A 23783-nucleotide genomic window follows, 5' to 3' on the forward strand; every position below is an offset into this window, starting at 1 on the left:
ATATTTTTATAATATTAAAATATATTAAATTTTATAAAATCATTAGAGCCATTTTCACTAATAACATTAATAACATATTTACCTTTTTTTAAATCCAAAGATAAACTTTCTTCTTTTCCTTCAAAAATCAATTCTTGATTTAAATACCAAAAAAGTTTTTCTTTTTTAGGGTTTATAAGTTTAATTAACAATTTTTGCTTACTTTTTAAATCTTTTGGCAAAATGATATTAAGATTATTTAGTGGATATATGATTTTTAAATTTTGATTAGAGCTTTGTAAATTTTGCTTTTCTTTTGCAAAAAATGCTTGTGCATTGGAAGGTAAATTTAATATAATCTTTTTCTTTGCATGGATGAAATTTTCATCTAAAGAATCAACTTCTTTATTTTTATACATAAAAACTTCTTTTAAAAATGGTGAAGTTCTTAAGACATTTGCACTTTGCGGGTAAAGCACTTCTTTAAAGTCAAATTTATAATCATATCTATATCCTGTTTGATTTTCAATTTTGATAGAAACTAAATCATTAGGCTTTTCAAATTCTAAATTAACTCTCTCAAGTAAGGCTAAAAGTTCAAAAAACAATTCCCCTGCTATGCTTACACCATATAAATTTGCATTTGCCTCGCCATTAAAATTTCCAACCCACACTCCTAAAGTGTATTTTGGAGAAGTTCCTATAGCCCAGGCATCTTTTCTACCATAACTTGTGCCTGTTTTCCAAGAAATAATAGTATTAAAATCATATTGTCTTAAACCTGCTCTATCTAAATCCTTTAAAGTTTGTAAGGTTAAAAAGCTTGCTCCATCGCTAATAAGCTTTTTATTTTCTTTAGTAAATGCATTTTCTTCATATAAAAGCTCTTTAAAATTTCCATAATTTCCAAGTCCTAGATAGATTTTTACCATATCTTCTAAACTAAATTCTTTTGTGCCCAAAATCAAAGAAAGTCCGTATTTTTTAAAATTTTCATCTTCAAAATCTAAAATATCTTTGAGCTTATAAAAAAACTTCTCATACCCATATTCTGCAAGTAAGCTTACAAAAGGAACATTAAGTGATTTTTGCAAAGATTCTTTTGCGCTAATAAAACCATGGTATTTTTTATTTGCATTTTGTGGAGCAAAGTTAGAAAAAAATGTAGGTACATCAAGCATTAAAGATTCAGGCACTATAAGTCCCTCATCTATGGCAAAAGCAAAAAGCAAAGGTTTTAAGGTTGAGCCCACACTACGCTTTGCTATCACCCCATCAACTTGACCAAAACTTGCAAAATCATAAAAATCATTAGAGCCTACATAAGCTAAAACTTTATTTGTTTTGGTATCTGCTAACAATATAGCTAGATTTTTTATGCCTTTTTGTTGTAGTTTATAAGAATATTCTTTAGCTTTTTCTTCAAATTTAATTTGAATTTTTTTATCTATACTAGAAACGATTTGTTCTTTATCTGCTAAAAGCCTACGCGCTAAATGTGGAGCCAAGTTTTTCCTTGTTTTAAAGCTAGGAAGTTTTTCAGCCTTTGCAAGAGTTAAAATATCTTTAGAAAAATATCCCTTTTCAAAAAGCCTATCAAGCAAAGCATTGCGTTTTTTTAAAAGTCTATCTTTGTTTTTTTCAAGATTAATTAAACCTGGATTATTAGGAAGCACAGCAAGCAAGGCTGCTTCACTCCAAGTAAGATCTTTTAAATCTTTTTCAAAATAAAATAAACCAGCACTTGCAACACCTACTAAATTTCCTCCATAAGGAGCATTATTTAAATAAAGTCTTAAAATTTCTTCCTTATCATAAACGCTTTCTAAAGCAAAAGCTTTGATGATTTCATTAAATTTATTAAAATATGTGCGTTTGTTTTGCTCTAGAAGTTTGATTGTTTGCATAGAAATTGTACTTGCACCACTTCTTTTACTTGAAAAAAGATTATTTTTAAAAGCTCTTATAATCGCTAAAAAATCTACTCCATAATGAGAATAAAAATTTTTGTCTTCATATAAAAGAACTGCGCTTTTTAATTTTTGCGGTATAAACTCACTCTCTAAATGCCATTGTTCGTTAGAATCTAAAAATACACTAAGAATTTCTTTATTTTTATCAAACAAAACCTTACTATAAGTGCATTTAAATAAATCCTTACTATCAAAGCTAAAATAAATTAAGCCTATGTAAAGACATAGACTTAAAAAGCATATTGCAAGGCTTATTTTGATTTTCACTGCACTACTTTGACTCTTTTACTCTCACTTAAAGCTCTATAAGCATTATCATACATTGCTTCAGCATAAGCTCCACTCAAAGTATAAACACCTGGAGTAACAGCACTTAATTTCACAAAAAATTCTCTTGACTCATCAGAGTATAAAGGAAAGAAATACATGATTTTATCATCTCTTATATCTACAAAATCATAATAAGAATTTTTCACAAAATTAGGAGTTTCATCATCTAAAAGATCATGTACTATCTCCCATCCACTTGGTAAAATTTGAGTTAAAGCTATATTAGAAGTGCCCGGATAATTTTTATTTGATATTTTTAATTTCATATAAAAAATTTGAGAGCTTTTTATAGCACTTTCATCTATTTCATTTCCATTTTCATCATAAAAACTTCTTTCTATATACATACGCTGCGCAAAAGGTTCGACAATGCCTTTTTTAATTCCCTCTACTCCAAAATGCACATAAGTATCTTCTTTAGCTTCTATCAAAGCGCTGCCTTGATTAAACTCAAATTTAGAAAAACTTGCATTGAGCTTTTTACTCTCACCATTAATTTTTACACTTGCATTGATAGTTTTAGGATTTTCATCACTAAAGCTATTTGCCAAAGCATATAAAGCATAGCCTGTGCTTTGAGTGCTAAGCCAAGCTTGACTTTCTAAAGTTTTTTTAATATCATCTAATAATTCATCATTATTTTTACCATAAATTATTTTATACGCATTTGCAATAATAGCTTCATCTCTTAGAAAAGATCCATAAGTATGAGTATAATTAGCTTTTTCATCAGGCTTTGTACTTAAATTTTTAGCTATATTTAAAGCTACCTCATCAAAACCTGCTAATTTATAAGCTGCACTAAGTTGCCAAAGACTTACATTGTTTAAGCTTTGCAAATAAGTACTATCTTCATAAATAGCATTCATTATGCTTAAATTTGGCTCTTTGGCTAAAGCTAAAAGATATAAAGAATTTATTCTAATTTCTTTATTTGTTTGAGCTTTTAAAACATAGCGTTTTTGATAATCAAGCCATGCTTTAAACATTCCCTCGCTCACATAATAGCCTCTTTCTTTGGCTAAAATCATAAACATACCTGCATAATTACTTCCCCATGCATCAGAATCTTTAAGTCCTTGCCAATAAGCAAAACCACCATTGGAAGTTTGAAAATTTGCGTATTTACTTAACAATGCATTGATATTGTTAATATTTTTTTGTTCATTTGCTCCTTGATCAAGTTTTTGTAAAAAGAGTTGCGGTAAAACTGCTGAAGTACTTTGCTCTATACATCCATAAGGATAATTTTGCAAGTATTTTAATCTATGATTTATATTTAAAATAGGCTTAGAACTCACACTTAAAAACGCCACTGGGTTGATATAATCTTGTGTGATTTTAAACTCCATAAAAGTATTTGCAGGAATTTTAAAAGATTTTCCCTCATAAGTAATCGTATTTAGTGCTTTTATGTCAATTTGAGTATTTTGAGTATAGGTGTAATCTTTTGCATTTAAACTTAACTCTATTTCTTCCACCCCAAGCTTGCTTGAATTTACTCTTGTGTTAATATAAATATCTTTTGTTTTTTCATTACCAAAATCAATTAAAATTTCATCTTTTTCAAAATTTATGAGTGAATTTTTTGTTTTTAGTTTAAGTTTTGCATTTTTTACATCATCATCTACTTTAAATACCTGCACCAAAAGCTTAAACTCATCATCAAGTCTTAAAACCCTTGGCAAAGTTTCAAGCATTACAGCAGGTGCGCTAACTTGGATATCTTTAGAAGCACTGCCAAAACCTGCTAAGTTGTTCGCCACTACCATAACTCTAACCGAACCTAGATACGAAGGCATATTAAATTTTAATTTTGCATAACCATTTTCATCACTTTGTACTGGCTCTTGAAACAACACAACAGGTTTAAATCGTCTTGCTTTTTCATCGTTTTTACTTTTATTTGCCCTACTTTCTAAGAAAACATCACCACCTGTAGTTAATACCTTGGAAGCATTAGAAATATTTTTAGCAATGATTTTATCATAGGTATCATATATGCTCATGTTAAAGCGAATTTTTTGATAAAAATATCCCCAAATATCTGGAGTTTTAAAAGCATTCACATCAAGCAAACCCTCATCTACAATAGCTATGGTATAAGTATAACTTTGCTTGTTTTTACTTTGAATTTCTACTTCAAAATCTTGTTTTGGCATGATTTTATCCGGTACTTTTAAATCAAGCTCGATTTTACTTTGTTCATCTACTACATTCAAAGGCACTACACCAAAAAGTCTTAAGGCTCTATCGTTAGTGTATTGATTATAATCTTGAAGCAAAATCACACTCACATACACATTTGGCTTATATTCTTTAAGAATAGGAATTTCAACCTTTGTAATATCTTCATGCGTATCTATCACAAAGCGTTTTAAAACCTTTACATTATCATTTAAAGTAACGATGGCTTTTGCACCCTTAACACTTTCAAATTCAATAAAAGCTGTTTCGTTTGGTTTGTATTCTTTTTTATCGCTTTTTATTTTTAAAGAACTCACTATATCAGCATTACTTGGCGCACCAAAACTACTAATATAAAAAAACTCTCCTGTGCTTGTTTTACTTTGTGTATCTTCAAGCTCTATAAACATTTCACCATGGTATTCTTTGGGATCAAATTCTATTTTAACCGGTTTATCCTTACTTAAAATAGTTCCTTGGGTAATGATTTGTGTGTTTTTATCTTTTTTGAGTGATTTTAAAAAATCATCATAATTATCATAATCCCACCACCAAGAATAATCATTTGCATAAATAGTATATTTAATCTCCCTATTTGCTATCAAATTCTCATCTAAATCACTCACAATAGCTTCAAAATTAATTGTAGAACCCGAGCTTAAATAGTGATTTTTTAAACGCTTAATACCCACAAAATACTCATGCAATATCACTTGTGAATTCACAAGCGCTTCAACCGATCTTGAACCTTTTTCAAAAACCCTAGCCCTTATGTTAGCTTCAAGATTATATGGAGTATTTTTAAAAAAATCTTTTAAAGCAAATTCTTGCTTTACAAAGCCACTTTCATCTAAAATGCCTTTTAAATTATCTTGATATTTTTGCACTAAAACACTAGGATTTGAAAAAATATATTCTGGATATTTTGAATTTTTATATTCTTTTTTACTTACAAATAAATCAGCTTGATATTGTAAATTACTTGCTGGTGTTCCAAAAAGATATTTTGAGCTAATATTAAAATCTAATTTTTCATTTTCTTTTATACTTTTTGGAGCTTGTATAGATACTTTTATACGATTTGACACTATATTTTGCACTAAAATTTCTTTATCAAAAATAGCATTTGCAAATTCTACTCTAGCTAAATACACTCCACTTAAAGCTTGTTGATCAAGTGAAATCTTTTTATAAAAAGTTCCATTACTCAAAGGATCAAGTTTAATTTTATCTAAAAACTTTTTATTGCGTGGATCAAAAAAACTCAAAAATATAGGGTGATTAACAGCTCCTTTATCATTTCTTGCAACCATAGTTAAATGTATATCATCACCTGGTCTATAAACCCCTCTTTCTGTGTAAATAAACACTTTGTTTTGAGAATTTTGCTCTAAACCATCTACATCAAAACCATCATATAATAAAGGCGAACTTAAGCGTAAAATAGAAGCTTGCTTATCTTTTGAAGCAATGATAAATAAAGCTCTTGACTCATCAATATCATCAAAAACAGCCAAACCATTATCATCGCTTGTCTTAGAAGCTAAAATTTGATTGCTTTTGCTAATTATATCAACCCTAACCCCACCCAAAGCCTTTTGCGTGGTAAAATCTCTCACATCGACAAAAAGTTTTTTATTTAAATTTTGAGCAATTAAAGCTATATCTGAGAAAATCAAATTTTTACTAATCTTTGCTTTTTGATCGAAAAATCTTTGCTTTTTCCAACTCTCCATACCCTCATCAAAAACATAATCAATATCTTCTTCTTTAAAATAAAGCTTAACTATAAACACACCACTTAAATCTTTTAAACCATCTAAAGCTATCTCATTTTCTTGCCATTGATTTTTAACATTTTTAATATCAAAGTCTTTTTTTAATACTACTTCACTAGTATAATCACTCTCTGAAAAAATATCACTATCATAATCACTTAAATTTTTAGCACCTTGAAGATTTTTATATCTTAAATATTCACTTAAATTATTTGAAAATACCTGATGAACTTCTAAATGGATCTTTTTAATATTTAAACTTTTAAAAGCTATTTTTTTACTCGCTTTGCTAGATAAAAATACCCCTTGATTTGTAAAACTTATAGCAGGCTCATAGTCTTTTAAGCTCACTTGAGTTTTATAGCTTTCTTTTGTACTAATTCCATCAGCGCTTTTAATCCCTTGAGCAAGTTGAATTTTATAAGTTTTATTTGGAGTAAAATTTCCTATGAGCTTGATTTTATTCCCAAATACCAATGCTTTAAAATCTACTTTGGGTGTAATAAAAATCAACTCTTTTAAATTTTGATCTTGCGAAATACTTTGAGAAAAAAGTAATTCTATGTTTTTATTGATTATATTTGCATTTTGAAATACAAATTCGTTCTTTGCAAGTAAAATATATTCTAAATCTATATTTTTCTCTAAACCTAAAATTTCTTTATCAAAAACTACTTTTATATTAGTGTTTGTATTTTTAATTTTTAATGGCTTAGAATACACACTTGCTATATCATCTTGGATGATAATTTTATCTATTTGAATTTCTTTTTCTTGTGCATTAATTTTTACAGCTTTTAACAACTCATCTTTATCAAAAGCATAAAAACTTTGAACATTTAAAATCAACACACTCTCATCATTTGATATATTTTGAAAATATCCTTTGACATCTAGTTTTTCAAAAGGAGTTTTTACTTTTAATTGTATTTTTTCATCAGCTACAATATCACTTAAGTCTATAAAAATATCATAATTTTGATTTGCTTTTAAAGAAGTGTATATGTTTAATCTTGTGGAAGTTTCAAGTTCATACTTTGCTTTTATTTTTTGATTATTAATAACAATTTCTCTTTCTTTTACAACACCTATGTTTTCTGTAATGATATTGGTATTAAATTCTATAAAAATACTATGCGTATTTTCATTAAAACCATAAGATCTTATAATAGAACTCTTATCTTCATTTTTAGAACATGCAAACAACAAGCTTGCAAGCAAAACAATAAAAAAATAATGTAAAAATCCTTTCATGGGTTATCCTCTTTTTGGTAAATTTTTCAAATTATATCTAAATTCACTCTTGCTTCACTCAAAAAATTATATAATTCTTACATAAAAATAAAGGAGAAAAAATGAAAAAGAAAATCGCTGCATTATTAACAACTTTAAGTCTTTCAAGTCTTGCTTATGCAGATGGAATTTATGGTGTGATAGTAGATGTAAATGATGGTGCAAAGACTATTTTAATCGATACTACCTATGGAGAAAAAATGAATATAAAAATTCTACCAAATACAGAAATTGACATGGATGATTGTGGTATTTTTGGTATGGATAAATATGGCACTTTTAGAGATTTAAAAGTAGGAACTTTTATAGAAGCTGAAGTTTTTCATGGCTATACTCAAACAACACCAAACCCACAAACACCAAATCAAATTCAAAATATAACCGCTAAAGAAATTAAAATAGAATGCAAAAAAAGAGCTTATTAAGTAAAATAACTCCTAAAAAGGAGTTATTTTAATGCGTTTTTTTCTTATATTAATTTGCATTAGCACTTTTGTATTTGCTTATAAAATTCAAGGTATTTTAAAAAACACTACTACACATACAATAAGTATTCAAACAAGTTTTGATAATAACTTAATTATTACCATTTTACCCCAAACACATATAGATATTTATAACTGCGGAATTTTTGGTAGCAATAAAAAACAAGCCAATGTACAAGATCTAAAAAAAGGAAGTCTTGTTAAAGTTAAAGGCAGTAAAAATGGAAGCATTATCATTGCTGAAAAAATTATAGTAGAGTGTGATGATCAAAGAAGAGCTTATTAAGATAATAACTCTTCTTTATCGTCTTTATTGATTTTTTCTATATAAAGACTTTGTGAAGGAAATGCAAAACTTAGTTTATTTCTTTCGACAATCTTCATTAATTCAAGTAAAATACTTTGTCGTGCTTCTCTAAAACCTGCAGCATCAACTGCTTTAGTATAAAAATATACTTCTATATCAATAGAACTTGCGCTAAAGCCACTCACAGCCACATAAGTATTATTTTTATATCCTTCTAAATCATTCACTGAAACTAAATTTTGTCTATATCTAGCGCGGGTTCCACCATGATTTAGCGCACTATCATCAACTTGAGCTATCAAAGGACTAGTAGCTAATAAATATCTTATATCTTCTACACATTGCTCAAGTTGTTCAGGTCTTGCATCGTAAGTTACACCTATAAATAATTTTACATGGCGTCCTATTTTTCTTTTACTCCAATTTTTTATATTAGTTCCCATAATAGTTGAATTTGGTAAAAACACCAAAGAATTATCAAAAGTTCTAATAGTAGTTTTTCTAAGCCCAATTTCTACTATAGTTCCTTCTATACCTGAAATTTCAACCCAATCGCCTTGATTAAAGCTGTTATCAAAAAGCAAAAGCACAGAAGCAAAGAAATTTGCAATAATATCCTTAGCTGCCAATGCCACAGCCAAACCACCAATACCTAAAGATGCAATCAATGCTGAAATATTAAATCCTAAATGTGATAAAACAAATAAAACAGCTATTACTATAATAATAAAATATAAAATTTTAATAATTAAATTAACCACTTCGCGTTTGCCACTTTTTTCAGCAAGCTTTGCCACAATTACCATACCATAACTATCAAAAATATTTATCACAAGCCAAGCAGTTAAAATAACATAAACAATTGATAAAATATTACTAATTCTTATATCTACAGGTGCAGGATAGTAAAAAATAGTAAAACAAATTCCAATAGCATAAGCAAACAAAAACCAACCCACTGGTCCTTGGAGCTTTTCTAAAAAGTGAGTTTTTATTTCTACATTTTCTGAATTTTTTCCAAATAAATGTATCAATACAAAATACAAAATTTTTGCAAGATAAAATTTCAAAGAATAAAACAAAACAATGACAATAATAGAAATAACTATTTTTCCAACATTTACACTACTAATAGAGGTTTGTTTATTAATATAATTAATGGCATTTTGCAAGCCCAAGCCCGTAAATAAAAAATTAGTTTCAAGCAAATTTGCATTATTTCTTAGATATACCAAAATTTCATTATATGACTTGATGGTATTTCTTAAATTATTTTCACTAAGCTCTAAAGTTCTAAGTTGAGTAATATCATTAATTTTCTCTTTATCTAAAGCAAAATTAAAAACTATATCTTCTTTTAATGAGTCAATGCTTTCATCAATAATTTTTTTTATTTTTTGACTTTGAGCACCTTCTATAAAAACTTTTTCTAATTCAAATATACAAAGATAAAAATGTTCTGCAGAGGTTAAATTTAAAAGTTTGATTTTATTATCCACATAATCATAATATCTTTTTTTAGCTTGAGCATTTTCAACACTTTTTTGTAAAGCATTCTTAGTTTTTAAAAAATCTTTTGCTTCTTTATCATCAATCTTTTGAGATACCATTTTTAAAGGTAAAGTAGTCAAAAGAGCTGTTTTTTGTTTTTCTATTTCTTTGATATTATCTTGAAATTCGGTGCTATTTGTATCACCGGTTTTAAAACTTTCCAAAAGTAAATTAAGCTCTATATAATCTTGTACCAAAGCAAAAATACTGTTCTTATCTTCTAAAGCATTTTTTTCCTGTGCATTCAAAGTGCTAATAAATAAAAATAATAAAATAATATTAACAATCTTTTTCATACTTTTTTCACCCTCTCTTGTATTAAAACAAAATTTTCAAAATTAAAATCATACTCATAAATTTCACCCGTTTCTATGATGTAATACCAAGCATGAAGTTCTATTTCTTTTTTATTTAAAGCTTCTTCTATACCTGGATAGGTTAATAAATTTTGCAAAGAATTAACCAAGTTCATTTTTTCAGTCATCCAAGATCGCATGGCTAAATCACTGCCTGCAACTTTTAAAACCTTATTTTTAATAGGCTCGAGCAAGGTAAGCCATTTTCTCACATTCGGCATACTCTTTAGCTCATTTTCATTTGCATATAAAGCCGCACAGCCACCACAATTACTATGTCCGCAAACTATGATATTTTTTATATGTAAAGAACTAAAAGCATACTCAATAGCTGAAGTAGTTGCCAAAAAATCATCTCCTACTCTATAAGGTGGAACTATATTGCCTATATTTCTTACAACAAAAAGCTCTCCTGGGCCTGTATTAGTAATTAAATTTGGTATAACTCTTGAATCAGCACATCCTATAAAAAGCGTGTGGGGATTTTGTTTATTTTTTAAACTTTCAAAAAGTTCTGCATGCTCTTTAAAATCTTCTTGCATAAATTTTAAAGCACCCTCGATCAAGTCTTTCAAAAAAAGTCCTTTTTTGCATTTTAATAAAGCATTATACTAAATTATTTTTACTTAAAATAAATCTATAAATTTATTTTTTGTTATATTTTTATACAATTTTAATCTTTTATTTATCTTTTTTTTGTAAATTTTAATTTTTAAAAATTATTGGAGGATTTTAATGAGTCTTTATGATAGAGATTATTCTAACTCTAAAACTCAAGAATTTGAAGGTTATGCTAGAAGTGATTTGAGCATTTTTATAAAACAAACTTATCAGCTTTTTGCTGCTTCATTATTAGCTGCAACAGCAGGTGCTTACATAGGAATTTTTGCCTTAGCACATTTATTTGCACAATCTCAAGCAACTTTTTGGATTTTATTTATCGTAGAAATTGGCTTGTTATTTGCATTACAATGGAAAAAAAGAGAAGCTCCGCTTAATTTAGTTTTACTTTTTGCCTTTACTTTTGTTTCAGGACTTACTTTAACACCACTTTTATATTCTGTTTTAGCACTTCCTGCAGGAGCTAGCATTATCGCTCAAGCTTTTGCTTTAACAACAGTGGCTTTTGGTGCTTTAAGCGTTTTTGCTATGAATACAAAAAGAGATTTTACTATGATGGGAAAAATGCTTTTTATAGCTTTAATTGTTATCGTAGTAGCTTCTTTAATTAATATCTTTTTTCAAAGTTCACTTTTAAGCTTAGCAATTTCTGGTATTGGTGCAATTTTATTTTCTTTTTACATTCTTTATGATACTCAAAACATCATTAGAGGAAATTATGAAACACCAATCGAAGGTGCAGTTGCGCTTTATCTTGATTTTATCAATCTTTTCATCTCTCTTCTTAATATTTTAAGAAGCTTTAATAGCAGATAAAAATTTGCGAGAAAAATTCTCGCAAATTTTCTTTACCTCTTTCAAGTTTTTATCAAACTTTTTAAGTTAAAATACTCATTTTATTTTCAATAAGGAAAATTCATGACTACTCTTTTAATTATTTTGCAATTTGCAATTGTTGTGATTATTTGTATTGCTGTTTTATTACAAAAAAGCTCAAGCATAGGACTTGGAGCATATAGCGGAAGTAATGAAAGCTTGTTTGGAGCAAAGGGTCCTGCAGGGTTTTTAGCTAAATTTACTTTTGTGATGGGTGTTTTACTTATCGCTAATACAATTGCTCTAAGTTATATGTATAATAATGCTAATTCTAACTCACTTGCTGAAAAAGCAGAACAAATTTTACCAAAGGCACCTGAAACAAACACAACTAGCATTCCAGTTGCACCAAGTGCTCCAATTAGCGAAAGTAATACTAGCAAATAAAAAAAGGAAATACCATGCTAAATGAAATTTATACCAAGCAAAAACAACAATCAGACAAAAGCTTAGAGGCCTTAAAAAAAGATTTTACTACCATAAGAACTGGCAAAGTAAATATAAATATACTTGATCATATTCATGTAGATTATTATGGTAGTGCAACTCCATTAAATCAAGTAGCAACAGTTTTAGCAACCGATGCTTCAACTATTAGCATTACTCCTTGGGAAAAATCAATGCTAAAAGCCATAGAAAGTGCTATAGCTGCGGCAAACATTGGAGTAAATCCAAATAATGATGGTGAAAGTGTTAAATTATTTTTTCCTCCTATGACAAGAGAACAAAGAGAAGAAAATGCTAAAAATGCTAAAGCTATGGGCGAAAAGGCTAAAGTTGCTATTAGAAATATTAGAAAAGATGCAAATGATGCGGTAAAAAAACTAGAAAAAGATAAAGCAATCTCAGAAGATGAAGCTAAAAAAGCTTATGATGAAGTACAAAAACAAACCGATAATTATACAGCAAAAGTAGATGAGTTAGTTAAAAACAAAGAAGCGGAACTTTTAAAGGTTTAAAAATGAACTTAGAACAAATTTATAAAGATTGTGGAGCATACCTACAAGGACATTTTTTACTTAGCTCAGGGAAACACTCTGAGTTTTACCTTCAAAGTGCTAAAGTTTTAGAAAATCCAAAACTAGCAGGTGAGCTTTGTGATGAGCTTGCAAAAGTTATTGCTAGTTTTAATATTGAATTTGATAGTATTTGCTCGCCTGCCTTGGGTGGAATTTTAGCAGGTTATGAACTTGCTAGAGCTTGCAACAAACGCTTTATTTTTACTGAACGCGTAGAAGGAGTGATGAGTCTTAGACGCGGTTTTGAAGTAAAAAAAGGTGAAAAATTTATCGTTTGTGAAGATATTATTACAACAGGTGGCTCAGCACTTGAGAGTGCAAAAATCATCGAGAATTTAGGTGGAGAGGTAGTAGGTTTTGCAGCTTTAGCAAATCGTGGTTTTTGTGCTGTAAAAAATTTAAACAATCCAAGAAAAGAAAATGCAAAATTACCACAAAATTTACCACTTTTTGCACTAGGAAATTTTGAATTTGATATTTATGATGCAAATACTTGCCCACTTTGTGAAAAAGGCACTAAAGCTATCAAACCTGGTAGTCGTGGTAACTAATGAAAACTAAAGCAAAAATAGCCACTCGCTTTTTAAGATTTAAAGCCTTTTTGATTGATCTATTTTTGCTTTATGTGCCCATTTTGTATTTGTTTTATTTTACTCTTGGCTCTAAAGAAGCTTTTTTAAGCAATCAACTTATAATTTTTTTGTGCCCATTGCTTTTTGGATTTTTACAAGCATTATTTTTAGTAAAAAAAGCTCAAAGTCCTGGACTTAAAGCTTATGATTTATACTTGATTGATATTAAAAATGGACACAAACTTAATTTTTTTAGAATAATCCTACGCTATGTAATTTTCATTATAAGCTTTGGCTTGTTGATTGGCTTTTTGGTAAGCTTTTTAAGAAAGGATACCTTAGCCTTGCATGATATTTTAAGCCAAAGCGCTATTGTAACAAAGGTGGAAAAATGAATAGAAAAAGAATTTATAATCCAAAATCAAATGAAACTTTAAATGATAGAAAAGTATTTAACGGCAACCCACATGGTATTTTAAATTTTACTAAAGCAAAATACACATGGGCTTTAAAACTTTGGGATTTAATGGAAGCAAATACTTGGTTTCCAAAAGAAGTAGATACAACAAAAGATGCACTAGATTATCGTTGCAATCTAACCGTAGCAGAAAAAAGAATGTATGATCTAGTTTGGTCTCAACTTATCTCAATGGATAGTTTTCAAACAAACAATCTTGCTGATAATATCAACCCTTATATCACAGCACCTGAAATCAATGCGGTTTTAGCAAGACAAGCTTATGAAGAAGCAAATCACTCAAAATCTTATGCAGTGATGGTTGAAGCAATCTGTGAAAATACAGACTTAATTTATGAAATGGAAAAACACGATGAGACTTTAAGAGAAAAAAATGATTTCATTTCAAGTATTTATGAAGAATTAGCTGGCGAAGTAGATGATAATAAACTTTTACTTGCAATGGTAGCAAATCAAATTCTAGAAGGAGTGTATTTTTATAGTGGTTTTACTGCTATTTATGCTTTAGCGCGTGCAGGAAAAATGCTAGGTTCAGCACAAATGATACGCTTTATACAAAGAGATGAAATTACTCATTTATTATTATTTCAAAATATGATTAATTCTGTGCGTAAAGAAAGACCTGATTTGTTTAATGATATCAATATAAACAAAATTTATGATATGTTTAAAAAAGCAGGTGAACTTGAGATCAAATGGGGTAAATACATCACTCAAAATCAAATCATGGGTTTTACAGACGATATTATAGAAGAGTACATTCACTATCTTGTTGATCAAAGACTAATAGCTATTAATCTTGATAAAATTTATAATGCAAAACATCCTATTAAATGGGTAGATGATTTTTCTAAATTTAATGATCAAAAAAGCAATTTCTTTGAAAGCAAGGTTACAAACTATTCTAAAGGGAGTTTGAGTTTTGATGACTTTTAAGTCACAAAACTACCCATATTTTACATTTTTTTAAACTAAAATTCTCTTTTTATTTAATATTTTATTTTTATTTATTTCATTATTGTAAAATCCGCCATTTTATTTTATTAGTAAAGGGGTGATTATGGAGTTTTTAGAACTTTTGCTAGTCTTTATTGCCATAGTTCTCATGATAATTAAGCCTGAAAAAGAAAAACTAGCTTTTTCTATACTTGTAATTTCATGGGCTATTATGGTATTTGACTATTTAGGTCGCAAATCAGGCGCAATCTTAGGCCTAATGAATCTATAAGGTGGCAAATATGTGTGATATTAACAAAACTAAATTTTTTTATTTTTTAATGTGCTTGGCAGGTTTTTTAATCATTTTAATGCCTGTTGGAATTGCAAATTTAATTTTTGGTTATATGCTAGGTGATAGCCCTTGTACTTCTTGTTGGGGCCAAAGAGAATCAATGATTTTCATTGGTGTTGCAGCTTTATTTATCGTACGTTATGGTATGAAAGGTAAGTTCTTAGCTTTTCTTTTAATTGCAACTGCATTTGGTTTATGGCAATCATTTAATCATATAAGCGGACATGCACATCGTGATCTTGATCAAGGTTTTGGTTTGCCTATTTTTGGTTTGCATACTTATTTTTGGGCTGAAGTAGTATTTTGGGCTGTAGTTTTATTACTTGGTGTAATTTTTGCTTTTGCTCCAAAATTTGGATCCTTTGAAAAAGAAATGGAAGGAGTTAGTTTTAGAAAATTAACTAAATTTAACCTAGCTGCTATGGTTATTGTTGCTTTTATCGTAGCTTCAAATGTCTTCCAAGCTTTCGTAAGCACTGGTCCTATCCCATATAGCGGACAAGGTGATCCAGTTCGTTTTAGTTTAAATCCAAAATATATTATTTGGGATGATTCAGGCTGGAATAAAAGTTGGAAAAGCATTTCTTTCTTAGGAAAACGCGATGTTAAAGAACCTGATTTTGCTTTTGCTCCTGCTAATGAAAAACTAGGTATTGAATTTGATAATAATATCAGTAATGCTCCATTTACAAATATCGATGATAATCTAAAAATCGTAAATGAAACAAAAATTGATTTTCCTAAAGCTATCAATACACTTGATTATATCAATGGAGAATATGTCGCAAGTTCAAAATGGGAAGTATTTTTCCTAGATGATAATTTTAGTACTAAAACAGATTTTCTATTAGACCCATATTTTTCAGCCACAATTAATCCTATCATAGGAATTATTCCTTATTTGGACAACAAATACATCTTAATGGGCTCTAATAAAACTTTCTTAAGATTTGCTCAAAATCCTAATGCAGATGAAGCTTTACAATATGCTGATTTTATTAGAGGGGCAAATAATTTTGAAGGACAAGGTGAAAACCTTGGTCGTGGTAGAATTGACACAGTTAGAGCTAAATTCCATCATATTTTAAGCACAACTACTGATGGAAAATACATGTATCTTGCTACCGTTCCAAACAATAAGGATGCTAAAACTTTTGTAATTTCTAAAATTTCTTTAGCAGATAGAGTTCTTTCAGCTGAATTTACTCCTAAAGCTGAGTTAAAAGAAGGAAAAACTTTGGGCGATCTTTATACAACTTCAATGGCTTTTAAAAATGGTAAAATTTATGCATTAAGTAAAAAGCATAATGTTATTGCTGTAATTGATCTAGACAAAGAAGAAGTTGTAAAAACTATTTCGTATCCAGAAAATATAACTAACGCAAGAAGCTTATTCTTCAAAGATGGTAAAATGCACATCTTATCTTATCAAGATGGATCAAATATCCTTTATACACTTGATTAATCTTAAGGCGTTTTTACGCCTTAAGGATTTTAAAGCTAGATAAATAAAATTTAAGATAAAATAACACTTTTTATCAAGGAGTGCTTATTGATTCATATATTTGAACAAAAACAATGTCAAACTATGGCAGAAGAAATTCGCAAAAACACTTTCATTAATGAAGAATTATTTGAAGCTTTTTGTTCTACTCCAAGAGAAATTTTTTCACCTTTAAAAATGCATGCTTATAGACTTGATGCGCTTCCTTTAATGGGTAATCAATGGATAAGCTCACCTTTAACTGTGGCCAAAATGACTATGGCACTTGATTTTAAAGAAGCTGATAGTGTTTTAGAAATAGGTTGTGGTAGCGGGTATCAAGCTGCGATTTTAAGTAAGCTTATTAGAAGAGTTTTTACCATAGAACGCATTGAAAAACTTGCAATTAGTGCTATAGAAAAATTTAAAAAACTAAACTATGCTAATATTCATGTAAAATTTGATGATGGGCAAAATGGCTGGAAAAATTATGCACCTTATGATAGAATTTTACTCTCAGCTTATATAGAGCATATTCCAAATGTATTATTTGATCAACTTGAAAACAATGGAATTTTAGTAGCTCCTTTACTCATAGGAAATCAACAATTCATCACTAAATTTACCAAAAAAGATGGCAAGATTAGCAAAGAAGTTTTAGATGAATGCCTTTTTGTGCCTATTAAAGATGGTAAAGAATAATCTTGCTAATTTTTAAGATAAATATTTAATTTTAATATAATTATTTTTAAACATAAGCTTTTTATAGGGGATGTTTTTTTATAATTATGCTAAAAAAGGAATATTATGAGTTTTAAAAAAATACTTTTTGGTTTATTTACCACTAGCATACTTTTTGCCTATGAGCAAATGCCTCAAAATGCCTCACATGGAAATTTCATAGACAAAGACAAATGGAAAAATTTAGATAAAAACTGGATTTACTGTGAAAGTGGGTTAAATCAAGATTTCATCAATATAAACAGTAAAAAGGTTACAAATAAAAATCATTCTTTAGAATTTAACTACTCAAATGATTCTTTTGGCTTAATAAATGATGGTTATACCATAAAAATGCATTTTGCAAGCAATGGAAGCCATATCGTGCTAGATAATACAGCTTATAATTTATCTCATTTTCACTTCCATAGTCCATCAAAAATTTCTATTGATAAAAAATCTTATCCTTTAGAAATTCATTTTAGTCATGTAAGTCAAAAAGGCGATATAGCAGTGGTTGTGCTGTTTTTACAAGAAGGTGTGGAAAATCCTTTTATTAAAAAAATCATTCGTGCTTTTCCTAAAAAAGAAGGCGATAAACTTTATGTTCAAGGCTTAAGTGCTAATGAGTTATTGCCAAACAATCTTCAATCTTTTTATATCTTTAAAAATAAACTCAACAAGCCTTGTAATCAAAAAATCACTTGGATAGTTTTAAAAGACATAAGCTATGCCTCTAAAGAGCAAATCCAAACTATACAAAATTTAATGGGAAAAAATGAGAATTTAAAAATACAAGAAATTAATAATTTAGAACAAAATGATTAAGTAAGCTAAACTTAATCATGTATAAAAGCTTGAATTTTTTCTAAATTAGCTCTAAAAAGTTTAAAATTTAACTCGCTTGAAATTTTTAAATCAGCAAAAAAAGGATTTTTCAAACTAGCTATGAGCAAATAATCATCTTTTTTCAAAACTCTTTGTGTAGAAAATTCTTTATCCTTTACTTTTTCAAAAATACTTTCATTTGACTTAATATCTTCTTTTAATTTCTTACTATAAAGCAAAATTCCACAAAAGAAATTCCCAAATTCATCTTTAAATTTCACATCATAAAGAATAAAATCATCAAAAATAAAAGAATTTTGAGAATGATAAGTTTTTAAAGAAAAATCAAAAGTAATTTTTTCAAAATCTTTTTGATCAAAGCCTTGTTTGTCAAATTTAGCATTGTTTTGCTTTAAAAATTCTTCACACATTTTAAATACAAGCTCATTGCGTCCCCACATAAGCTTTCTTCCTAAAATTCTAAAAAACAAAACTCCTGCTAAAACAGCAAAAAACAAAGCTATAATCACATCCTTGCTAAATTGAAAAGCAAGAAAAAATATAACCAAAGCTTCAGCAAATGCTAAAATTTGTAAAGCTTTGAGTCTTTTATTTAAAGCTTGCCTTATGGCTTCAAAATCCATTAAGACTTAGCCTTTTCCATTCTTTTTCTTTGAGTAGGATCAAGATATCTTTTTCTAACTCTAATATTTTGTGGAGTAACCTCTACAAGCTCATCTTCTTCTATCCACTCTAATGCTCTTTCAAGGCTTAATTTTCTAGGCGGTACAAGCTTAATCGCATCATCGCTTCCACTTGCTCTAACATTAGTTAAATTTTTACCTTTAATAGGATTAACATCTAAATCATTTGGGCGTGAATGCTCACCTATAATCATACCTGTATATACTTTTGTTTGAGGATCGATAAACAACACCCCTCTATCTTGTAAGTTAAATAAAGAATACCCTAGTGCAACACCATTTTCCATAGAAATTAACGCGCCATTATTTCTTTTTTCAACTGCTCCACTAAATGGACGAAACTCTAAAAAGCTATGGTTCATAACACCCTCGCCTTTAGTATCTGTTAAAAATTGTGATCTAAATCCTATAAGCCCACGCGCAGGAATTTCAAACTCAAGTCTTGTTTGACCATCTCCAGTTGGTGTCATAGTTTTCATTTCAGCTTTTCTTTTACCTAGTTTTTCAATCACTACTCCGGTAAAATCATCAGGCACATCAATCACTAAATGCTCAAACGGCTCTGTTTTAACCCCATCTTCTACCTTAACGATAACTTCAGGTCTTCCCATACAAAACTCAAAACCTTCTCTACGCATATTTTCAGCCAAGATAGTTATTTGAAGTTCGCCTCTTCCGCTTACTTTAAATTTACCCTCACCTGTGCTTTCATATTTCATGGCAATATTAGTTTTCATTTCAGCTTCTAAGCGTTCTGCGATTTTATTTGAAGTTACATGTTTACCTTCAGTACCCGCTAAAGGACCATCATTTACTGAAAATACTATACTTAAAGTTGGCTCTTCTATATGTAAAGGATCAAGTGGCATAGGGTTGTTTGGATCTACCACGCTATCTCCTACATCTAAAGCTTCAAAACCTGCAATCGCTACAATATCGCCTGTCCCTGCTTCTTCAATATCCATTTTTTCTAGACCCATAAAACCAATAAGCTTTGAAATTCTTCCATTGATTTTAGAGCCATCTGCTTTAGCAAGCATAACATTTTGATTTTTCTTTACTTTACCATTAAAAATTCTTGCAATACCTATTTTACCAACGAAATTATCATAACCTAGAGTAAAAACTTGAAGCTGTAAAGGATTTTCATCACTACCACTTGGAGCAGGCACACGCTCAAGTATAGTCTTAAACAATGGTTCCATGTTAGTGCTTTCATCTTCAAGTGCAAGTTTTGCATAACCATTTTTAGCAGCTGCATAAACCACTGCAAAATCAAGTTGTTCATCATTTGCCTCTAAAGCCACAAAAAGATCAAAAATTTCATTGATTACTCTTTCAGGATCAGCAGCTGGCTTGTCGATTTTATTAATAACAACAATAGGTTTAAGCCCTAAAGATAAAGCCTTTTTTACCACAAATTTAGTTTGAGGCATAACCCCTTCTTGTGCATCAACTAAAAGCAAAACCCCATCAACCATTTTTAACACACGCTCAACTTCACCACCAAAATCAGCATGGCCTGGAGTGTCTATGATATTTATTTTTGTGCCTTTATAATTAATAGCGGTATTTTTAGAAAGTATAGTAATACCTCTTTCTTTTTCTATATCATTACTATCCATTACACGCTCTGCTATTTGTTCACGCTCATTAAAAGTTCCTGATTGTTTTAAAAGCTCATCTACCATTGTTGTTTTACCATGATCAACATGAGCTATAACAGCTATATTTCTAATATTATCCAAGTTTTTCTCCAAAGTCTTAAATTTAAAATCTAATATTATATAAAAAAAATGCTTAAAAATTAAGATTTAAAAATTGGAACACTTGTTGCTTTTGTCTTGAGTAAGAATTATTTTTAAGGAGAAAAATATGTCAAACCTAAATACTCAAATCTTTAACGCTAACTTAGAAAAACAAGGAACTTCAGTTTTAAATAGTAAGCATTTTATGGAACTTTTAAATTATTTAGAAGTTATAAATTCAAATGAAGAAAAAGAATTAAATTATGCAAAACTTTCAAGTAAAGTAAGTGAAATTTTAGATGATGCTCAAAATGAAAATGCGGTTTTAAATGCTAAAAACATAGAAGAATTATTAGTGATATTTAAAAATTTTAATCTTACTCATGAAAATTTAAAACTTGATTGTGCAGCACAATTACAAAATTTATTTCCAAATTTAGCAAAAAATAATTTTTTAGTAGGTTAATTAATGTCTAATATCCAAGCTAGTGATGCTTTAAACTTACTAAGCATCACTCCACAAAATGAAAACCCAAGTAAAGAAAACGCTAGCTCACAAAGTGATGGCGAGGAATTTTTAAATTCCTTATTGCAAGCAATAAATGAAAAAGATGGAAGTTTACCAAAAGATTTCAAGACTCCACAAAAAGATGATAAAGTTAATGATAAAATTTTAAAAGATGATGTCAAAGATAAAATACCGCTGGATGAAAAAGATGCTTTGAAGCTTTTTGAGGGTGCAAATTTTATGCAAATTCTTTCTTTATTGGAGGTTTTACAAAGCGATAGCAAGGATATAAAACTAAACAAACTTGTCCAGGATAATACTGCTATTTTAGCTCTTGAAAAAAATCTACACAAGCTAAAAAATATAAAAAATATTAATGAGCTTTTTAATGTGGCAAAAGAGCTTGGATTAAACATCAAAAATATAAAATTTGAACAAATTAAAGATTTAAAAGAAGCCTTTCCAAATCTTGATAAAAAAGGTTTTTTTGAAATACCAAAACAAAATAATAATACTAATGTTTTTCAAGATTTAATCAATCAAAAAATTACCAAGCTTTTAAAAGAAGAACCAAATACAAGCAAAAATATAAAAAGCAAAGAAAACGAAGGTGTGTCTTTGCTTTCTTCTGCTTTAAAAAATATAGAACTTCCAAAAAAAGATATAAAAACACAAGCAAAAGAAAACATTCAAAACATAGATTTTAAAGAAAAATTAGTAGAAAAAATTCAAATTCAAGATGAAAAAGAAATAAAAAACGCAAAAAATATCCAAAATACAACAACAAAATTCAATGAAAAACTAAATGATATTGAGTTAATTAATCTTACTCAAAACACAAACCTAAAAAAAGATATTAAAGAAAAAGAAAAGCTAGATTTTAAAGAAATATTAAAGAATGAAAAACTAACTACTAGCGAAGATATCTTTAGTAAAAAAATAAGTTCTGTTTTAGAAAATTCAAAAGATTTAAAAACTGAATTAACAAATATAAAAAATACTCAAAATATACAAAATCAAAATCAAGATTTAAAAATTAACTTAGAAAATCAATTTGCCCCTCAAGATAAACATTTAAAAATAGATAAAAGTAATCAAAATATAGATAATTTTAGTGATATTTTTAAACACACAAAAGAGTTTTCAAAAGATGAAAATGATCATAGTGAAGAAAATTTAAATTCTTATGTAAGGGAAATGAATAGGGTTTCTAATAATTTTATAAAAAATCAAAATATTCCTATGAAAGAAACTTTCAATGATTTTGCTCAAGAATTTAAAGAAAAACTAGAAAGCTACAAAGCACCTATAACTCGCTTTAGTATAACTCTTAATCCACATAATCTTGGAGAAGTAGAAGTAACTTTAGTCCAAAGGGGTTCAAATTTAAATATTAGCTTTAACTCTAATCAAAATACCTTAAATCTTTTCATACAACATCAAGCTGAGTTTAAAAATGCTCTTGTAAATATGGGATTTACAAATTTAGAAATGAATTTTAGTAATCAAGAAAGAAAAGAACAAAGCAATCCGCAAAGACAAAAAAACAACAATAGTAAAGAAGATAAGGTGAATTTTGAAAAAGAAATTCAAGAAAAACCAAGCTTAGAAATGGTTTTAGCAAAATATTTTTAAATGGAATATTTTTTGCTTTGAGCTTTAAAAATATATAAAAAAGGATTTTTATGTCAAATATAAACACACAAACCCTTCAAGGTCCTTTAGCAACGCTTAATACTAAAGATATGCCAAATACTAAAGGAAGCACTAGAGCCGGTGAAGGTGATAGCGGGTTGATCTACAACCCTGGGGCAGAACTTGACAAGGATGCGTTTTTAAAGCTTCTTTTAATAGAACTCCAACATCAAGATCCAACAGATCCTATGGATACTGAAAAAATGCTTACCCAAACGGCACAACTTTCAGCACTTGAAATGCAAGATAATACTAATAAAACCATGACTCAACTTGTAACTGCGATGACAAAACTACAAAATTCTATTGCAGCAAGCACAGGTATGAGCGCACTAGCTGCAGTTGGAAAGCTTGCAACAGTTAAAGATAATTACCTTGTAGTGGCAGATGATGATATACAATTTCAAATTAATATGTATTTACCACAAGAACCACAAAAAGGTAAAAAGACTGATATTGATATTGAAGGTTTTGAACTTAAGAAAAATGGCGAAGATAAACTAGATATAACAGGTAAAGTTGATAAAGAAATAGCTGAACCTGGAGAAACTATACATATAAAATTAAAAGATGACAAAGGTCAAGAAGAAACGGTTCAAGCAGTAGTTGGAGAAGATCAAACATTTAAAATAGTAGGACATACCCCAAGTGTTGATATCAAAACAGCAAAGATTGATTCAGCTTATAAATCAGACAGCACACCTGTAACATTTACTATTTATAATGAAGCAGGAGATCCTGTAAGAACAATGAGTGTTAAAGATATGAGTGCTGGTATGAAACAAATCGTTTGGGATAGAACAGATGATAGTGGAAGTCCTGTACCATCTGGAAAATACTATGTAAGAGCAAGTTATATAGGTGAAGATGGCACAACAGTTAATTCAACTTATGGTGCTTATCCTATCACTGGAGTTAAATTTGAAGAAGGTGAAGCTCTAGTTGGTATGGGCGGTAGCTGGGTTAAATGGGAAGATATTAAAGAGATTACAGGATAAAAT

At 28.9% G+C, this 23783-nt stretch carries 21 protein-coding genes; 15 read left to right on the top strand and 6 right to left on the bottom strand.

What is annotated here, in order from left to right; genetic code table 11:
- Window positions 1-14 precede the first annotated feature (14 nt).
- Together pbpC and L8U04_RS04360 are read right to left on the bottom strand one after the other, a co-directional pair.
- Entirely contained in the window at window positions 15-2219 is a 2205-nt protein-coding gene (pbpC, locus tag L8U04_RS04355; protein WP_263709518.1) for a penicillin-binding protein 1C, read from the bottom strand.
- Window positions 2216-7501: an alpha-2-macroglobulin family protein gene (locus L8U04_RS04360; protein WP_263709519.1), complete on the bottom strand. Its 5286-nt coding sequence runs from the start codon at window positions 7499-7501 to the stop codon at window positions 2216-2218. The genes pbpC and L8U04_RS04360 overlap by 4 nt, the downstream gene beginning before the upstream one ends.
- Before the next feature lie 101 nt (window positions 7502-7602).
- On the opposite strand from L8U04_RS04360, the gene L8U04_RS04365 reads away from it, so the two are divergent.
- Together L8U04_RS04365 and L8U04_RS04370 are read left to right on the top strand one after the other, a co-directional pair.
- Window positions 7603-7965, top strand: coding sequence for a hypothetical protein (locus L8U04_RS04365; RefSeq protein WP_263661615.1), 363 nt, complete (start codon window positions 7603-7605; stop codon window positions 7963-7965).
- Window positions 7966-7996: 31 nt separating this feature from the next.
- Entirely contained in the window at window positions 7997-8311 is a 315-nt protein-coding gene (locus L8U04_RS04370; RefSeq protein WP_263659567.1) for a hypothetical protein, read from the top strand.
- On the opposite strand, the gene L8U04_RS04375 is transcribed toward L8U04_RS04370, so the two are convergent.
- Both L8U04_RS04375 and L8U04_RS04380 read right to left on the bottom strand, forming a co-directional pair.
- The gene (locus L8U04_RS04375; RefSeq protein WP_133319016.1) at window positions 8308-10179 is read right to left on the bottom strand and encodes a mechanosensitive ion channel family protein; all 1872 of its coding nucleotides are present in this window, start codon (window positions 10177-10179) and stop codon (window positions 8308-8310) included. The two genes, L8U04_RS04370 and L8U04_RS04375, sit on opposite strands and share 4 nt — an antisense overlap.
- On the bottom strand, window positions 10176-10814 hold the full coding sequence (locus tag L8U04_RS04380; RefSeq protein ID WP_133319017.1) for a carbonic anhydrase: 639 nt from the start codon (window positions 10812-10814) through the stop codon (window positions 10176-10178). Before L8U04_RS04380 ends, L8U04_RS04375 begins: the two co-directional genes overlap by 4 nt.
- A 160-nt stretch (window positions 10815-10974) precedes the next feature.
- Here L8U04_RS04380 and L8U04_RS04385 point away from each other — a divergent pair, with 160 nt between their 5' ends.
- From L8U04_RS04385 to L8U04_RS04430, 10 genes are all read left to right on the top strand, one after another.
- Complete coding sequence (locus L8U04_RS04385; RefSeq protein ID WP_039629164.1) at window positions 10975-11676, top strand: Bax inhibitor-1/YccA family protein; 702 nt, start codon at window positions 10975-10977, stop codon at window positions 11674-11676.
- A 102-nt stretch (window positions 11677-11778) separates the two neighbouring features.
- Window positions 11779-12123 carry a preprotein translocase subunit SecG gene (gene secG / locus L8U04_RS04390; protein ID WP_133319019.1) on the top strand — a complete coding sequence of 115 codons (345 nt, stop codon included), beginning with the start codon at window positions 11779-11781 and terminating at the stop codon, window positions 12121-12123.
- A gap of 14 nt (window positions 12124-12137) precedes the next feature.
- Entirely contained in the window at window positions 12138-12695 is a 558-nt protein-coding gene (gene frr, locus L8U04_RS04395) for a ribosome recycling factor (RefSeq protein WP_039668941.1), read from the top strand.
- Between the two features lie 2 nt (window positions 12696-12697).
- Complete coding sequence (pyrE, locus tag L8U04_RS04400; protein WP_133319020.1) at window positions 12698-13306, top strand: orotate phosphoribosyltransferase; 609 nt, start codon at window positions 12698-12700, stop codon at window positions 13304-13306.
- Window positions 13306-13722, top strand: a complete 417-nt coding sequence (locus L8U04_RS04405; protein WP_263664901.1) for an RDD family protein — start codon at window positions 13306-13308, stop codon at window positions 13720-13722. The genes pyrE and L8U04_RS04405 overlap by 1 nt, the downstream gene beginning before the upstream one ends.
- Entirely contained in the window at window positions 13719-14741 is a 1023-nt protein-coding gene (locus L8U04_RS04410) for a ribonucleotide-diphosphate reductase subunit beta (protein WP_133319022.1), read from the top strand. Before L8U04_RS04405 ends, L8U04_RS04410 begins: the two co-directional genes overlap by 4 nt.
- Window positions 14742-14910: 169 nt before the next feature.
- Window positions 14911-15033: a dihydroneopterin aldolase gene (locus tag L8U04_RS04415; RefSeq protein ID WP_318529485.1), complete on the top strand. Its 123-nt coding sequence runs from the start codon at window positions 14911-14913 to the stop codon at window positions 15031-15033.
- Window positions 15034-15043: 10 nt separating this feature from the next.
- Window positions 15044-16561: a disulfide bond formation protein B gene (locus L8U04_RS04420; protein WP_263709521.1), complete on the top strand. Its 1518-nt coding sequence runs from the start codon at window positions 15044-15046 to the stop codon at window positions 16559-16561.
- A 90-nt stretch (window positions 16562-16651) separates the two neighbouring features.
- On the top strand, window positions 16652-17281 hold the full coding sequence (locus L8U04_RS04425; RefSeq protein ID WP_263666695.1) for a protein-L-isoaspartate(D-aspartate) O-methyltransferase: 630 nt from the start codon (window positions 16652-16654) through the stop codon (window positions 17279-17281).
- A 105-nt stretch (window positions 17282-17386) separates the two neighbouring features.
- The gene (locus tag L8U04_RS04430) at window positions 17387-18127 is read left to right on the top strand and encodes a carbonic anhydrase family protein (RefSeq protein ID WP_263709523.1); all 741 of its coding nucleotides are present in this window, start codon (window positions 17387-17389) and stop codon (window positions 18125-18127) included.
- A gap of 11 nt (window positions 18128-18138) precedes the next feature.
- Here L8U04_RS04430 and L8U04_RS04435 read toward each other — a convergent pair whose 3' ends face one another.
- Window positions 18139-18771 (bottom strand): poly(A) polymerase, encoded by a 633-nt coding sequence (locus tag L8U04_RS04435; RefSeq protein WP_263665669.1) that lies wholly within the window; start codon window positions 18769-18771, stop codon window positions 18139-18141.
- On the bottom strand, window positions 18771-20579 hold the full coding sequence (gene typA / locus L8U04_RS04440) for a translational GTPase TypA (RefSeq protein ID WP_220567072.1): 1809 nt from the start codon (window positions 20577-20579) through the stop codon (window positions 18771-18773). Before typA ends, L8U04_RS04435 begins: the two co-directional genes overlap by 1 nt.
- A 127-nt stretch (window positions 20580-20706) precedes the next feature.
- Between typA and L8U04_RS04445 the strand changes: the two genes are divergently transcribed.
- Genes L8U04_RS04445 through L8U04_RS08360 form a run of 3 tightly spaced genes read left to right on the top strand, consistent with a single transcriptional unit; the run spans window position 20707 to window position 23780 of the window.
- Window positions 20707-21045 (top strand): hypothetical protein, encoded by a 339-nt coding sequence (locus L8U04_RS04445; protein WP_133319030.1) that lies wholly within the window; start codon window positions 20707-20709, stop codon window positions 21043-21045.
- A 3-nt stretch (window positions 21046-21048) separates the two neighbouring features.
- Window positions 21049-22722 carry a flagellar hook-length control protein FliK gene (locus L8U04_RS04450; protein WP_263709524.1) on the top strand — a complete coding sequence of 558 codons (1674 nt, stop codon included), beginning with the start codon at window positions 21049-21051 and terminating at the stop codon, window positions 22720-22722.
- A 50-nt stretch (window positions 22723-22772) separates the two neighbouring features.
- On the top strand, window positions 22773-23780 hold the full coding sequence (locus tag L8U04_RS08360; RefSeq protein ID WP_263670295.1) for a flagellar hook capping FlgD N-terminal domain-containing protein: 1008 nt from the start codon (window positions 22773-22775) through the stop codon (window positions 23778-23780).
- Window positions 23781-23783: the final 3 nt, after the last annotated feature.

This window comes from Campylobacter sp. IFREMER_LSEM_CL908, assembly GCF_025771545.1.
GTDB classification, from domain to species: domain Bacteria; phylum Campylobacterota; class Campylobacteria; order Campylobacterales; family Campylobacteraceae; genus Campylobacter_D; species Campylobacter_D lari_D.